The organism is Niabella beijingensis, assembly GCF_020034665.1.
GTDB lineage: Bacteria > Bacteroidota > Bacteroidia > Chitinophagales > Chitinophagaceae > Niabella > Niabella beijingensis.
This window is the reverse complement of sequence record NZ_JAIQDI010000001.1, coordinates 1,974,463-1,990,385: the sequence shown is the minus strand read 5'-3', so window position 1 is coordinate 1,990,385 and position 15,923 is coordinate 1,974,463. Positions and strand designations below refer to the sequence as shown.

General features: G+C 39.9%; 15 protein-coding genes. All 15 read left to right on the top strand.

Features of this window, described 5'->3' with window-relative positions:
• The first annotated feature begins 2 nt into the window (after nt 1-2).
• On the top strand, nt 3-1,256 hold the full coding sequence (gene traM / locus K7B07_RS08360) for a conjugative transposon protein TraM (protein ID WP_223708880.1): 1,254 nt from the start codon (nt 3-5) through the stop codon (nt 1,254-1,256).
• Between the two features lie 26 nt (nt 1,257-1,282).
• Nucleotides 1,283-2,170 carry a conjugative transposon protein TraN gene (traN, locus tag K7B07_RS08355; protein ID WP_223708879.1) on the top strand — a complete coding sequence of 296 codons (888 nt, stop codon included), beginning with the start codon at nt 1,283-1,285 and terminating at the stop codon, nt 2,168-2,170.
• Between the two features lie 21 nt (nt 2,171-2,191).
• Entirely contained in the window at nt 2,192-2,716 is a 525-nt protein-coding gene (locus K7B07_RS08350) for a hypothetical protein (RefSeq protein ID WP_223708878.1), read from the top strand.
• A 32-nt stretch (nt 2,717-2,748) separates the two neighbouring features.
• Nucleotides 2,749-3,636, top strand: coding sequence for a hypothetical protein (locus K7B07_RS08345; protein WP_223708877.1), 888 nt, complete (start codon nt 2,749-2,751; stop codon nt 3,634-3,636).
• 11 nt (nt 3,637-3,647) lie between these two features.
• Nucleotides 3,648-5,144, top strand: coding sequence for a hypothetical protein (locus K7B07_RS08340; protein ID WP_223708876.1), 1,497 nt, complete (start codon nt 3,648-3,650; stop codon nt 5,142-5,144).
• A gap of 47 nt (nt 5,145-5,191) precedes the next feature.
• Nucleotides 5,192-6,328, top strand: a complete 1,137-nt coding sequence (locus K7B07_RS08335) for a hypothetical protein (protein WP_223708875.1) — start codon at nt 5,192-5,194, stop codon at nt 6,326-6,328.
• Nucleotides 6,329-6,345: 17 nt separating this feature from the next.
• Nucleotides 6,346-7,326, top strand: coding sequence for a bifunctional DNA primase/polymerase (locus K7B07_RS08330; protein WP_223708874.1), 981 nt, complete (start codon nt 6,346-6,348; stop codon nt 7,324-7,326).
• A complete protein-coding gene (locus K7B07_RS08325; RefSeq protein WP_223708873.1) occupies nt 7,326-8,138 on the top strand; it encodes a DNA adenine methylase in 813 nt (270 codons plus the stop codon). The genes K7B07_RS08330 and K7B07_RS08325 overlap by 1 nt, the downstream gene beginning before the upstream one ends.
• Nucleotides 8,139-8,272: 134 nt before the next feature.
• The gene (locus tag K7B07_RS08320; RefSeq protein WP_223708872.1) at nt 8,273-8,911 is read left to right on the top strand and encodes a hypothetical protein; all 639 of its coding nucleotides are present in this window, start codon (nt 8,273-8,275) and stop codon (nt 8,909-8,911) included.
• A gap of 86 nt (nt 8,912-8,997) precedes the next feature.
• Entirely contained in the window at nt 8,998-9,786 is a 789-nt protein-coding gene (locus K7B07_RS08315; protein ID WP_223708871.1) for a hypothetical protein, read from the top strand.
• Nucleotides 9,787-9,792: 6 nt separating this feature from the next.
• Nucleotides 9,793-10,704 carry a hypothetical protein gene (locus K7B07_RS08310; RefSeq protein ID WP_223708870.1) on the top strand — a complete coding sequence of 304 codons (912 nt, stop codon included), beginning with the start codon at nt 9,793-9,795 and terminating at the stop codon, nt 10,702-10,704.
• 224 nt (nt 10,705-10,928) lie between these two features.
• Nucleotides 10,929-11,765 (top strand): DNA adenine methylase, encoded by an 837-nt coding sequence (locus K7B07_RS08305; RefSeq protein ID WP_223708869.1) that lies wholly within the window; start codon nt 10,929-10,931, stop codon nt 11,763-11,765.
• Between the two features lie 3 nt (nt 11,766-11,768).
• Nucleotides 11,769-12,977 carry a metallophosphoesterase family protein gene (locus K7B07_RS08300; RefSeq protein WP_223708867.1) on the top strand — a complete coding sequence of 403 codons (1,209 nt, stop codon included), beginning with the start codon at nt 11,769-11,771 and terminating at the stop codon, nt 12,975-12,977.
• The gene (locus tag K7B07_RS08295; protein WP_223708865.1) at nt 12,967-14,754 is read left to right on the top strand and encodes an ORC-CDC6 family AAA ATPase; all 1,788 of its coding nucleotides are present in this window, start codon (nt 12,967-12,969) and stop codon (nt 14,752-14,754) included. Before K7B07_RS08300 ends, K7B07_RS08295 begins: the two co-directional genes overlap by 11 nt.
• Before the next feature lies 1 nt (nt 14,755).
• Nucleotides 14,756-15,664, top strand: coding sequence for a hypothetical protein (locus K7B07_RS08290; protein ID WP_223708864.1), 909 nt, complete (start codon nt 14,756-14,758; stop codon nt 15,662-15,664).
• Nucleotides 15,665-15,923: the final 259 nt, after the last annotated feature.

The following is a 15,923-nucleotide window of genomic DNA, read 5'->3' as shown; positions in this document are numbered from 1 at the left end:
AAATGCAAGACACATTACTCATCCAGGAACGAAAGAGAAAGTTCTTATTGATGATCCCTGTCCTTACGGTTCCCTTTATCGTTTTTCTCTTTTATGCCCTTGGCGGCGGCAAAGGAAATGAACAGACGGAAAACTCACAGAGCAGCGCCTTAAGCACAACACTTCCTGACCCTTTAGTAAATGATCAACAGAAAACGGACAAGTTAAGCTTGTACGAACGGGCTCCCAGAGATTCCGGTCAACCCGGAATCTCTGACCCTTTTGGCTCCTGGAAGCCAGATTCCGCCCGGTCAGCATTTCCGCAAGGAAATAATGCTTTTAGTTACTCACCCGATATACCACTTTATCCTTCTATTCCTCCGTTAAACGAACAGCTTCAAAAATCGAGAGAAGCCCAAATGGAAGAAAAAATTCAACAATTGCAAAAGAGGCTTGAATATCCAGATGAAATTCCTGTGAAACCCAACTCACAGGTTCCCGTCTCAGCCAAAGAAAACACAGCCGAATTAGCACGTCTGGAGTCGATGATGCAGTCTCTTTCTCAGCCTGCTGAAACCAACCCCGAATTAATGCAGGCCGGTAATTTATTGGATAAAATACTCGACGTACAACATCCTGATCGGGTCAGTCAGCGTTTAAAGAAGCAATCGCTGGAGAATAAAGGAAACGTGTTCCCCGTAACAGTTAACCAGGAAAAGGAGATCAGTGATGTGTTTACTAATGATGATCTGAATAAATCTGCAGTCGTCTCCTCTGGCTTTTATGATGAAGATCCCTCCTTTTCGGATGATCAAAATGCAATCCAGGCTGTTGTGCATGAGAGTCAAACACTTGTTACCGGTGGCACCATAAAAATTCGCCTGGAACAGGATGCTTATATCCAGGGCCAATTAATTCCAAAAGGGAGCTTTGTTTTTGGAACCTGCACTTTAAATGGAGAACGACTTGGGGTCACGTTCAGCTCAATCAGAAAAGGCAATTCAATATATCCTGTTTCACTAATTGCCTATGATATGGATGGTCTGCCTGGTATCCGTATCCCCGGCAGCATTAACCGGGATGCATCAAAGGAAAGTTCAGAAAGGGCCATTCAGTCTTTAAGTATTGGAAGCCTTGACCCCTCAATCGGGGCACAAGCAGCATCTGCAGGCATTGAAGCGGCTAAAAACCTCCTTTCCCGAAAGGTGAAATTGGTAAAAGTTGTGGTAAAAGCTGGATACCCGCTACTGATTGCTCCGGATAAAAATAATTCATAATTCTTCATATTAAATATTCATTAGCCATGTTACACTATTTCAAACAGCTATTTTTATTTGCCATCTGCTTTTCGACAACTATTGCGATTCATGCGCAAGAGCAGTCATACATACCAACCGTGATCGCGCCCATGGAACTATCCATCACCAATATTGAAACCAGTGTCCTCATTTTCCCGGAAGCAATCAAAAGTATAGATCGGGGAAGCAAAGACATTTTAACAAAAGTGGTAAAAGATGTTAGCAACGTCCTGAAGTTGAAAGCCGCTTTCGAAAATATCAGTCCCACCAATCTGCATGTTTTTACAGCGGACGGAAAGGTTTATGCTTTTGCATTAAAATATACTCCACAACCTGCTCGCCTTACCATTGATTTAACAAATGGAACTAATGGTGCAGCAAACTCTTCTCCTGTAAAATTTGTAAAAGACCGGCTTAATGACAGTGAGATAAAACAATATTCTGAAAGAATCGCAAGCATGAAGGCGATTCGCAAATGGCCTCATTCTCAAAAGAAAGGCGGATCCCGGCTGTCACTGCACGGAACCTACCTCAAAGATGGAGTGCTATTCTTTCAACTTTCTGTAACCAACAACGCCGAACTACCATATCATATCGATTTTGCAAGAACCTATATCCGGGATAAACGGAAAACAAAGCGCGCTTCAGTAACAGAAAAAGAGGTTCAGCCACTGTATAAAAAAATGACTTCCGACGGAATATCTACCCTCGACCATCCTGTTAATATGGTCCTAGCCTTTGATCAGTTCACGATTGCCGATGGGAAATATTTTGTAATTGAGGTTTTCGAGAAAAATGGAGATCGGGTACTAACCTGCAAACTCAAAGGAAAGCATCTACTAAGGGTGAGGGAACCCCAATTGACGACTGCTCAGGAAATGGCGGCCAATTAAAATTATTACAAAACCTATAGAATGATCAACATGGAAGAACAATCGCAAAAAAGCAGAATGGACAAAGACCTGGAATCCTGGAAACGGATCGAGGACAAACTCGCACAGCGATATGGTAGTAACATCACAAAAGATCGAAGCTTCATGAAAGCAAAACGAGATATCTACAAACATATCCTGAATAAGAATAAAAATAAGCGTCTAAATCTTTACAAAAAGGCAGAACTCAGGATTATTCGGGGTCAGCATCGCAACCTGATACGCCAGATCTATCCTAACCCATACATCCGACTTTTGAGAAACACGTTCATGTTTGCCGCTAATGTCCTGGATGCAACAAGAAAATTCGGCTTCGCAGCAGCAAAATGGTTAATCACACCAGACCGGAATGTAGATCTTAAACCGGTGAATCACCAATACAATCAACAAAGCCGTCCGGGACAAGCAAAGGCTGCTCCGTCACAAAACAAAGCAATAGTACGTCGCCTACCTCAAAGATCACGCCGTCAAATGGCAGTTAATCAAAAAAGAGGCGTTAGGCGATAATTCATTTATTCACTTTATAAAATCTTAAAAATATGGAAACAATAATTGAAAACATTGAAAGCGTCAAAAATAGAATCGATAAAGCCGGTTTTGGCAATCGCTTTGATAAAGAAATTGATGAAGCTGTTGCGGCAGGCAAAACCGAAATCTGCCCATTTTCATCAGAAGTCATTGAAAATAAGCGGATGGATTTTGAGCCTGAAATCAAGATTAAGGATAACAAGGCCTACTATAACGGTTTTAAAGCGACCTTTTATAACGATGATGGAACAACCGTAAGCCAATGGTTTAAAGCTGCAGACCGAGTAAGCATTAATGAAGCCTATATCTTAATGGTGGATCAGCAACAACCAAGAGCAGTACACAAAACGTATTTTGATGACCAAAGTCAAAAATATGGAGCCTGGATTCAGCTGGATTTTAATCAAAAGACGGACAGTGGGAACCATCTTACCAAACGATATGGAGATTTCGATCTGGTTACTAAATTAGGCGATTTTGATTTTGTTGAGCTTTCTTCTGAAAGGCAAAAGATCTCTGCTGCAGCCTACATGTCTGAAGGACGGGAAATAACACTTACCCCAGTGAACCAGGAAAAGTACAGTCAGGTATTCGTCAGGGCAAATCCCGAACGGGGGACATTTACTTTTATGGATGCAGAGGGGAAACTGCTTTACCATGATCAATTCCGGACTCAGGAAGCCCGTGAGCGCATCCAGCAGGAAAAGAACACGAGGCAGGCAAGCGTCAGCTTTGTAAAAGACAATGGCAGCAAACCTTCAGCTGACGAACAATCAAACGCATTGGAAAATTCCGATAATCAAAAAAAAAATTCCAACCCTGATTCAGAAACCCTGAAGCCCAATAAGAGTCCTCGAGTTGTACAGGAAGCAGGAATACAAAGGGGTAAATCGATCTAAAATTGCTTAGAATGGAAAATGAGTTCAAATATAAACTTGAAGTAGAAGGCAAAGATTATGGTAAGAACGAGGGAAACAATGGTGAATACGTCACTCATGTTCCCTTTAAAGAAACCAATCTCTTTATGTCCATAAATGAGGCAATGGATGCTTTAATATTGAAAGATATCAGATCGTTTGAACAAATGTTTGAAACTTCTGAACACAAAAAATATCATGAAATAGCATCCATTCATTCATTGGAAACTGAAGCGCTGCTTCTACAGGTCATCCGGATTTCATTTGAAGATTCCCCCGACGCTTCCCCAACCGCCGGTATTTATTTCAGTTTTGAGGACTGGCCAATTGCGGATTTTGAGGAAAGAACCAGATTTGAGTTTGAAGGGTTTCGTGACTATGACCCTGAAAGTCCATTTTTACTTCTGGGATCTTACTCATACGAGTCCAATTCCGGATTCAATATTGACGTGGATGAGGCAATTACTGACTGGGAGCATAGGTTAAACTATTATGAACAGGAACGGGGTTTTGATGATGACTGGAAATATAAAGTTGAGATTGTAGAGGATACAATTGAAGGAAACACTTTTCAGGATATAAAAAATTATCATTTTCACAAACTATCTCTGGCATTCCGGCAATTGTTAAAAACAAATATCAGCGGATTGGATAAGGATTTAGCAATCATTTCGAAAAAAAATGGCTGGATTTCTGGAGCTAAACTGTCCGGAAGGGATAAAAGACCAATTGCCGAGCTTCTTGCAATAAAAAATCCGGATACAGGAGAAAATGTGCCAGAACCGGGTATCCACCTGAAGTGTCACTTGCCGGTAGGTCAATTAGAACAGAAAGCGGAAATAGATCTTTCCTCCCTGGGAAATTACAATGATAGCGATGAACATTTATTGCTGGCTAATTATTTTGTTGAACCGGGTTACAGGAACGATGATTATTCCCATTATACTGACCTGATTCCTTATGATGGATTTCTGACGCTACTCCTAAATATGGACCAGAAGCAACAGCATAATATTGGGGAGCAGATCCAATCGTCATACACGCTAAGGTTAACCTGGGAAAAAGTGCAAAACGCTGTAGCGAAAGTGGATCTGTTGAATGATGAAGTCATTCAGGAGCAATCACACTATGATGTTGAAAAAGGAATTGAAAACTTACTCAGCCTGGAAGAGCGGCTGTTTGACCAGGACACTGCCAGTGGACTACCCTATCCCTTTTATCTAAGAAAGGCGGAGCTTATCGATAATTTAAAAGACGCCGTGGTGCTATCTAAGTATCAGAAAGTGAATGAAGCTGGCAAAGGAATGTATATGAGCTTTGATAATAATCAGGGTGCTCTTCAACTGCTGATAATGCTGGACTCAGCGTTTAAGAAACGTCAAGTAGAAAATAAAGCTGATTTGGCCGAGAAAACTGACGAAGTTCAGCGAAAGCGAATCAGATCCGAAAGAAACGTCCCTCCACCAGGCACTCAAGGACCCAGGCTATAAAGAAGAACTGAAAGCGAAGACTCTTGTTTATCTCATATGCTAACGACATGGAAAATGAATTCAAATATATCCTGGAACTCACAGGAAATGATTATACAGACGTTTTAGCACGAACTCCAGGGCAGAATTTTCCTGTTCCGTTTAAAGAATGGAATTTTTATAGCGGGATTCAGGAGGCAGTGGAAGAACTGATTTTAAGAGATGTCCGGAGATTTGATTGCGTATACCATAAAATTAAAACGGGTAATTATTATAACTCCGGGAGCATTGTTTCACCTGATAACTCAGAGACGATTCTTCAAATTTCACGACTCCCGTATCTGGGGACTGAGGTCTACGAACAATGTTCCATATTAGAGGGGATTTACATGGATTTTGGTAAGAAAACTGTTAGGGACTTTGAAAATCTTACGGATTTTGATTTCTATTTTCAAAATAATTATGACCCCGGTTCGCAATACTTGGAATTAGCCCTGGCGGTAAATGATTCAAGATATGGTATTGGACTTCACCTGGAATTTATGACGGAGGACTGGCTCTATAGTTTAGAGGAAAATAGAAAACACAAAGAGCTTTATGACAATCGGTGGAAGTATGAAGTTGAAATGACCGAAAGCCCACTGATCTCGCCCGCAACAAAGGAGATCCGACGGTATCATTTTTATAATTTACCGGAGGCTTTTAGATTCCTTTTAGCAAACTCAGATATCAACAGAATGGACAAGGATCTGGAAATGAAGCGTTCCGCAAAGAACTGGATTTCATCCGCCCGGTTAAATTATCGCCATCACGGAAAAATATCGGAAATAGTTACGGCTAAGAAATTCGGCGAAAAGGGAATCATTTCCCAACCCGGAATTCATCTGAGATCGTACATCCCTGTTAGTGAGCTTGAAAAAGAGGCAAAGATTGACCTTTCCGGATTTACCGGTTATGGCCGTCAGGATAATTGTATGCTGCTCGCTGACTACTTCAGGAATTCAACATTGATCAACCCGGTTGAAAAGGATTATAGCCGGATTATTCCCACACCGGCATATTTGGAATTATTGGAAGATTTAAAGAAAAGTGTTACCGAAGAAAAATCTCAAAAACAAAACTCCGCAGGGGATAAAATTGAACAAAAAAGGAAATCTGGCAAACGCAGCATTCAGCTGCAGGGGAAAAGAGGTCATAAACTATAAATTCAAAAACAGCTTTTATGAATGATCTATTGGATACGGCATTAAAATATAGCGCTCTTGGACTATCGGTGATAGCTACTGATGCGCTAAAGCAGAGCGTAGGTAAATGGAAATCGTTTCAGGATACCCGGCCGGATCAATCTCAAATTTCTGAAATGTTCCGTCATCCGGCAGCCCAGGGCGTGGCCCTAGTAACGGGAGCATCGAGCGGCAACCTGGAAGCTATTGATATTGATTCCAAAAATTATCTTCAGGAGGATCTTGTTGCAAAACTTTGGGATGAGATAACGGGAGTTGATAAGAGAATTATAGATAAGGTCGTAATTGCGAGATCGCGCTCCGGCGGTGCCCATATTTACTACCGTTGTGCTGATATTGGTTCCAATCAGCCACTTGCCAGGCGCCCGACGACTGATCAGGAGAAGTTGTTCAATCCAAAGGAGAAAGTGAAAGTGCTTATTGAAACGCGGGGGATTGGTGGTTATATCGTTGTACCCCCTACGCCCGGATATCAATTTGTTCAATCAGATTTTGGGCAAATTCCAGTTATATCAAAAAAAGAACGGGAGGTGTTATTACAAGCCTCCCAACGCTTCAATGCATACCAGGAGCGGAAGATTGAAAGAATACCTCCCAAAAACCGTCCGGCTGGCTGGCTGAGTCCGCTGGATGACTATAATATCAGAGGGGATGTGATTCAATTATTACAAAAACATGGCTGGACGGTCACCGGTCAAACAGGAAAGCGCACATTTTTTAAACGGCCGGGTGAAACAGATAAGCGGAGTTCAGGCAGTTTTAATCATGAGCTAAATTATTTTTCTGTTTTTAGTACGAGCACTGAATTTGTTCCCAAAGCAGGCTATCGGCCCTATGCAGTATACGCAATGCTTGAATGCGGAGGTGATTTTAGCCTCGCTTATAAGAAACTGGCCTCCGATGGATTTGGTCAGACACATACTTTAAAAACACCACAATATAAAAGTTTAAGAATTTAATGAAAACGCCGCTAACCTACTATGGCGGAAAACAGAAATTGGCACCGATTATACTTGACCTCATTCCGAGGCATACATTGTATGCCGAGCCGTTTAGTGGTGGTGCTGCTGTTTTCTTCGCTAAAAGACCATCTGAAGTTGAAGTACTTAATGACAGAAATGGTGAACTAATCAATTTTTACCAAGTGATAAAAGATCAATTTACGGAATTGTTGGCTGAAATAAACAACACGTTGCACAGCAGGCGACTCCACCAGCATGCATGGATTGTATATACCAATCCTGAACTTTTTTCTCCTGTTAAAAGGGCCTGGGCTGTTTGGGTCTTATCGTCTCAGGGATTTGCAGGAAAACTGGACACAGTTTGGGGCTATGATATTGAAGCAGACAGCACCTCCCGGAAAATTTACTTTAATAAAAAGGATTTTACGGATCTCTATAGTCAGCGACTGGAAAAAGTCCAACTTGAAAATGCGGACGCTCTTTACATAATCCGCTCACGTGACAGCCCGGAATCTTTCTTTTACTGCGATCCGCCTTACTTCAATTCAAATATGGGACACTATAAAGGTTATACAATAAAAGATTTCGAGGATTTGCTGGCAATGCTATCCGGCATCGAAGGGAAATTCCTGCTTTCATCTTATCCATCAAAATTACTGAAAACTTATACCGATAAATACCAATGGAATAATATTCAGTTTGAGCAGCTTGTGTCGATTAATCCGATACACGGCAGCCAGAAGAAGAAAATAGAAGTTTTAACGGCTAATTACCCTTTGATGCCGCAGCCACAACAGGTGTTATTCTAATGGAGACATTTTGGAGGAATGAGATTTAATTACTGATCTATAAATCGGCTTTGAACTTGACCCAGAATGTATGGGAATTGCCAGTAAGCGTATGGAGCCGGATTGGATTATTTTATTAATTAAAAATAATAACGATGGGAGAATATGTAAAATACAAAGGAAATGATATAAAGATAGGGACCATGTATAATCTATATTATGTGACCTATGAAAAGTACTCAAAAGCATTTGACGCGGGGCTCTTATCTCGGTCGGACTATAGCAGTGATCCTGCATTGTATTTAAAACCGGAGCATGAATTTGGATATAGATTTCCCTTTCCTGATGAAAAGAAATTGCCCTTTGGCGAAATTGGCCGTAATGATTTTAATAGAGGCATTCCTGTTAAACTGGATGTTGGGTTAATTCCTCTACCTGAAAGCTGGAAAACCGAAGATGGAGTCTGTAATCTGGAGCTATGTCAGCAATATCTTATTCACCGGGAACCTGATGGTCAGCTTTGCCTTGCTCCGGCGTTGAGGGGTCCCGAACTCGGAAACGCCATAATCTTGAATACGGAGTCGGAAATTCAGACACTTGTGTCTCAAATAGAAACGCACCATATTTTGGAGAATGCTGATCAGGAAAGCAAATCATTTTATCAGGAAATTTCAGTTCAACTGTCACACGATTTTAAAATTTTTGAAAAACAACTACAGCATACAGCTGGTATTTTAAGGTCACCCAGAAAGGTCCTGACCGACTCTTTTAAGAGAAAGGGCAAAGGTATATGAGATTTCATACTCCTGTTTGGGTGCCAATTAAATGAGGAGATTCACAATATTTCTTGCTCCTATTTTTTCACCTATAAATTAAAAAAATGAAACAAACCGTTTATTCCTGCTTCGTGGCTTGTGTAGCCCTTGTATTTGCTATTTCAGGCTGTAATAAAAATACAAAGCCTCAACCTTCTTTGCTGGTCGCAAACGACAAGCCTAATAATCCGGCTAATCCTCATGATAGTTTCGGATACTGGCATAATGTAATACTGGATTCTATTGAGCATCAGAGGGAACTGGAGAGAGGATTCTCCTTTACCGGTTCTTGCAATGTTATTCGGAGGTTTTACCAAAGAAAAGAATGGCCCGGTTTGGGTGCTTCTCACTTTGATCCTATTCCTGAAATTGTAATTAGTGCGGCTACGGACATCACAGGATTTATCAACAGATCTTATTGGGGCGACTCCGTTAAGCAAAGACTGCAGCAGTTATTTGCGATTTTGCAACATTCTCCGACGGACAGTTTAGGCTATCCGGGGTTAAAAACCTCGTTACTATCTTTCGAAAAGCAGGTTCAGGAAAGTAAATTGTCAGAGGCAGACAAGGGTGTAATCTTAAAGTGTTCCTCTTTAGCAAGATTCTCTGCTTACCGGTGGATACACCGACCTGCTCTAATGAAAGAATATGATCAGCAAGCATTGCTAAAAAACGCTGAAAGGATTGGGATCGAAGCACCTTCGATTGTTTTGAGGCAAAAGGGCTTGTTCAAGAAGGTTGCTCAATGGATCGCTATTACCATGACTGATATTGGAGGCGCTATAGCCGACCTTAGCGTTGCTACAGGTGCAGAAGCTAGTGATTTTATGTCAGAATTAATGAATTTAAACTAATTGACCATGGATAAAAATACACTCGATGTAAATCTGGATCACTTTCGGGAATTAGCGCGTACGGCATATTCCTTTACTTCATTTGATCCGGATAAAAGAGCAGAAAATACTCTAAAGGAATATGGAGAAGAGTTACGTAATGACCTGAAAGAAATCAGGGATAAATATCCTGCGTCAGTGCAACGAGATCCTCTGGATGAAACCTTATCCAGGTACCGGCAGAAATATGAAAGTTTATTTTCGAGTTGGCTGGGGAGCCACAGCCGGCTGGCAAGTAGCGCTGTCACCGGCCCGGCAAATTTTCCTGTAGCCAGGCAGCAAAAATACAGAAGCTGGGAAGAGAGCAAGTACAAGGAATTCAGAGATTGGCGTGACCGAGCTCTAAAGGCGATAACACGTAGACCCAAAGAGCATATATCGGAATTGGAGGAGGCAAAAAGAAAACTGGCGGATCGGGAAGAATTACAGAGGTTAATGGTCTCAGTGAATAAAGTAATCAGAAAAGGGGGAGCAAATGTCAACGGACAGCTTAAGGAGTTGGGCATGTCTGAGGAGGCAATTCATGAAATACTTACACCAGATTGGGCAAATAGGACTGGATATAAATCTTTTGAGTTAACCAATAATAACGCTGAAATAAGACGCCTCCGCAGCAGAGTGGCAATGCTGGAGGCAAAAGCAATTTTGGCAAAGCAAGATGGAGAGAAAATAGAAGATATAAATGGCGTTAAGTTGATTCACAACTACCTGGAAGATAGGGTACAAGTAAAGTTTGAGGGAAGACCGGATCAGGAGACACTTTCAAAATTGAATGATCGAAAATTTCATTGGACCCCTTCAAAAAAGATTTGGCAGAGGAAATTGACTAATAACGCAATACGAGATGCAGAGAATATTGTGCGTGGAATAAAACGATAGACGTGGCCCGCTCCCATAAGGATAGAAACAGATGGCTTGGACTATTTTTCGCAATTTTCCTGTTTGAGTGATTTTTCCCCAGGGTGTTTGTATTTCTTTTTCAGATGAATCAATTAAATTTGTTTAAAATAAATTTGCAAGTACGTATCAATCAATAATTTATAATAGAGTAGGTGTTGAAGAATAACAGCATAACAATTAGACCGTTTCTATTTTAGCCGTCGATGAGTGTAGAAATTAACGATCATATACTGCCATTTTTAAGGTGGACTGGTTCTAAGCGTTGGTTTACTAGGGATCATTTAGCTCGTTTTTTACCGGCAAAATTTAACAATTACCATGAACCATTTCTTGGAGGTGGGGCTGTATTTTTTTTCATTAAACAAACACTGAAACAGTCTGAAAGACGGTTTTATCTTTCTGATACAAATGAAGATTTGATAAATGTCTATCTACAGATTAAGGATAATCCTTCAGAGGTTATCAGGATTTTAAAACAATTGAAAAACACAAAAGAGGATTATTATCAAATTAGAAAATATAATCCCCGCGGTAATCTTCAAAAGGCTGCTAGATTCATATATTTAAACCGCACTTCTTTTAACGGAATCTATCGTGTAAATGCGAATGGAGTTTACAATGTTCCATATGGACATAGACCAAACGTAGATGTAGTTACCGCTGAGCTTTTGACCAATGTTAGTCGACTACTAAAAAATACTGTTTTTTCAACTCAATCCTTTGATCAGTCATTGACAGAGGTCAAAAAAGGGGATCTTGTTTTTTTGGACCCTCCTTATACTGTAGCCCATGAAAATAATGGGTTCATCGAATATAATCAAAAACTGTTTTCCTGGACTGACCAAGAAAGATTGAAACAAATGACCGAACGAATAACTAAAAAAAAGGCCTATTTTATTTTGACGAATGCAAGTCATCATTCAATCGAATCCCTATATCGAGATGTTGGCACAATAACAGTTCTTTCGCGACCAAGTATAGTTGGCGGACGAATTAAAACGCGAAGCATATACAATGAGTTGATCGTACATAATTTTTGACAAATGGAACCCCAAACTATAAAGCTTGCAATTATTAGTGACCTACATTGTCATCCAACAAGAAGGTCTGTAGACGGAGCGGATGAAGGTAAAAATGAAACATATCTTTTAACTGATAAATTGCGCACACCTTCTAATGATCATCCTGTAGACGATCTTTTGCAAAAAATAGCAAATGACGAAATTGCGGCTGTCGATATTACGTTATGTCCTGGCGATTTTACTGATAAGGCGAATGTGCAGGGGTTCATATCAGGTTGGGGATTCTCCTTGGAGATTCACAGAGCGTTAAAGTCAAGCGAGATTATTGCAACCGTCGGGAACCATGATGTTGACGTTTATGAGAAGACCTCCAATTATACCCTCGAAATTGCGAAAGGAATAAAAAGAGGGTTTCCCATAACGGATGAGTCAGAACAACAAGCATTTTGGAGTAATGGCTGTGTATTTTTAGAACGTGAATGCTGCCGCATACTTTTAATAAACAGCTCACACTTTCATCATAATAAAGGCGCTGCAAAAGTAGGTAAAGTTGACGACGGACTTTTGGAGCATGTTAAAGACTATCTTGCCAAATCGGATAGCAGCAAGATACAAATAGCAATGAGCCATCACCCCCCAATTGAGCATTCAAGAGCTAAATTGGGAGAATTTGATAAGATTCAAAATGGGGAATCGTTGCTTAATATTCTCGGCAAGTATGGGTTTGATTTATTTATTCATGGGCATAAGCATGATCCATTGTTGAGGTACCATAATACAGAGTCAGGTCACAGACTTCCAGTTTTTGCATCTGGGAGCTTTTCATCTTATAGCAATTTAATGTATACCAGTGTTAGGAACACATTTCATTTAATTACTCTCAAAAAAGAAGGAGTTTGTAAAGGCGAAATTAATACTTGGACATTTTTCCCCAACACTGGATGGAGTCAACCTGAGGATGAGACGGCTTTTCCAACTTTCACCGGATTCGGAAATGAACGGAATATAGACGACTTGGTAAATGATCTTCAAACTGCGATTAATAATAAGAACGTCCTAGAATGGGATGAAATGATTAAGCGAGTACCGGACTTGCCTAATTTAATTCCGACAGAAGCGGTTCTCCTAGAAGAGGCGTTGAAAAAGGTGCAACTTCAGTTTGACAAACGTATTGGATTTAAACCAAGTAAATTATTTAATATAGGAAAAATGATGTCTAATGAAGGTTGATAGTATATACCCAGCATATAATGCAAGGCACTTGAAACCCGATCAGGTCGGTGAGTCTTTTATTTGGTCGGATAACTTTAATAAGTTGATTCATGATGGCCACTCAGTGGTCCTTGGAGCCCGAGGTTGTGGGAAAACTACTCTAATGAAAATGCTCACAATTCCGGCTCTAAAATCTTGGAATGATGATCGAGCGATATCAATTAGACAAACCATTCCCTTTTATGCGGTCTATATTTCAACCGACATATATTGGGATGTGAAGAATAATACTTACAGCACCCAACTTGAGAGATTTAATGGGTTTGATAGGATTATTTCATTATTTTCAGTTAATAGTAATGTCTTCACTTCACTTTGTGATACTTTTCAATATATCATTGATGAACAGATAAAGTATTCTGAATCAAATGAAATTGAGTTATGTAAAGCGTTAATCGATGCATGGCAATTAAATAATGTAATACCTAAATTGCCTTTTGTGAAAGAAGCTTTAAATAAACGTGTTGATGAGGTTAATCAGTTAGTCCAAAATCTGATATTTAATTATCAAGAGGGGGATCGGGTGCCTCATTATCCATATTTCAATTTGAGCTTTGAAACCTCAGTGGAGTCTGTTATTCCCATTTTTGAACGTATTTATTCCCTAAGTGGGAAAAAGAAGTGGGCGCTTTGTTTCGATGAGCTGGAGTTCGCTCCCACTTGGTTACAAGACAAATTATTCCGCTCCTTAAGAAGCAGAAAGCAATTTTTATTATATAAACTAAGCGCTAGCCCCATTTTATCTCATGAGCTTGAGAAAATGCTTCAGTCTGAGTATGCCGCTACTTCTGGAAATGATATGCAAATAATAAAAATGTGGAACTCATCTGATAGTGAGACCTTTTCATTACAAATTATTGATTCGCTTTTGCGAAAAAAATTTAATGGGAAAAAGGCAGCGGATTTCTTCGGTTCAAATGAGGTTTACAATAGCTCAAATCTTTATAAGCAAGGATCGACCTTTCACAAAAAGATTATGGAGTTAGCGGGAAAGGATGCATCGTTTGCTAAATTTCTGGAGGGCAGACGGATAAAACCAGACCATCCGCTAATGGAAGATAAACAATTGCGAGATACATTGTTTCGAAAGATAAAGCCCATAGTCTACTTCCGAAATTTTTATATCGACGAAATCAATCTGACCCCAAGAGAAAATAAAATACTATATCGTAGTAGAAAAAAAACGAATGATCTGTTTTCGGGATTAGAGGTCTTGATGAAAATATGTGATGGTAATCCAAGATGGTTGATAGGAATAATAAATTCAATTTTGCTTAAGGCTTCTGATAACGGCGCGGACAAGCAACTTCAGTTCGATGAACTTTACAGCGCAGCATTGAAGTTCAAGAATGTTATTGCCAATATACCAGTTGGGAAGAACACAAACCTACCCTTAATAGATATTATCGATAAAATCGGGCTCTATTTTCGCAATCAAGTCCTTGGGCAAGAGTTTATTATGGACCCCAAGGGTACGTTTCTTGTTGATGAAAAATCAACTGACGTCTCTGATGACATAGTTTTTCTTCTCGAAAAAGCAATTTCGCAAGGCGCGATAATATTATTGGACTCGCAAGATGACGGATTTGATTTTAGAATCCGTAAGAAAAAGTTCAAGTTGTCATATTTATTTAGTCTGTTGTATGATCTCCCGTTAAGGAATTATCCAGATGCTAAACTTTCAGAGTGCATCCGCGGCATTCGTTATTTAAATCAAAAAACTCTGTTCGATTAAAATGAAATTACAATACGGAAAGCAGAGTGAAATCTCTGACATTGAAGGAGCAACTGTTGATCTTTTTCTTTTAGGAGGGAACCACGAAAAAAGGGTATTAACTTTTTATGAAAGAGTTAGATCCAAGGTCAATATTAAAAAGTCCGTTATGTTGTGCTTTAAAGACGAAACAAAAACGGAGTTTGCTGAGTTCGACTGCAAAGTCGTCCATAACTGCGAGCAAATTTATGCTCTACTGGAGGAGTGCATTTCTAATAATATCGCTGATTCGTTTACTATTTTGGTGGATTATTCTTGTATGACTAAGTCTTGGTACTATTCGATAATACTATTTTTGTCTAATAGGATTTTAGATAGAAATGATATTCGAGTAATCTTTAGCTACACTCCCTCAAAGTTTTCAGAACCACTACTCCCAAAGCCAAATTCGGAGATTGCCCCTCTACCGGGTAAATATGTGGTTCCTACTGACAAACCTAAGGCATTAATTGTATGTTTGGGATATGAGCAAAATAAGGCGGAAGGAATAATAGAACACTTAGATCCCAAAGTGTGTCATATCTTCTATACAAAGCCGACTTTAGATCCTCTTTTTTCCGAGAAGGTTGAACTCAATAACCATAATATTTTGAGCGAAAGTAAGAATCAAGTGACTACATATGCTTTTGATGATTTGTTGGGTTTGGAGAGATCTTTGAATGCTCTATATCTGATGTTAAGAAAAGATTATAGTATTATAATCGCCCCGTTAGGGCCAAAGCCGTTTGCGCTTGTTTCAATGATTATGGCGGCGAAATACTCGGAAATTGATATTTGGCGGGTAGGATCGGGTTTTGATATAAATGAGTATGACAGGTCTCCTTTAGAAGGAGATAATTATGTGATCAATGAGATTTTCTTTACGAAGTAACGAATTGAAGCCTGTCTTCAATACAGTGAGCAGGCGTTAGTCATCTTCTATGACATTGTGGCCGTCCGGCAATTCACAAAACTTCAAAAAATCCTCGATGACTAAGTTCGCACCATTTCCGGTCCGCTCTACTTAGCGAAATACGGTACCAAATGTATTTCCTTGTTTTACACGCCCGGCTAACCAGCTTTGGATGAATTATAATTCAACTGCTGGCAGTTCGGTTTTTTCCAATACGCTATTGCGGCAGTCCGGCAAT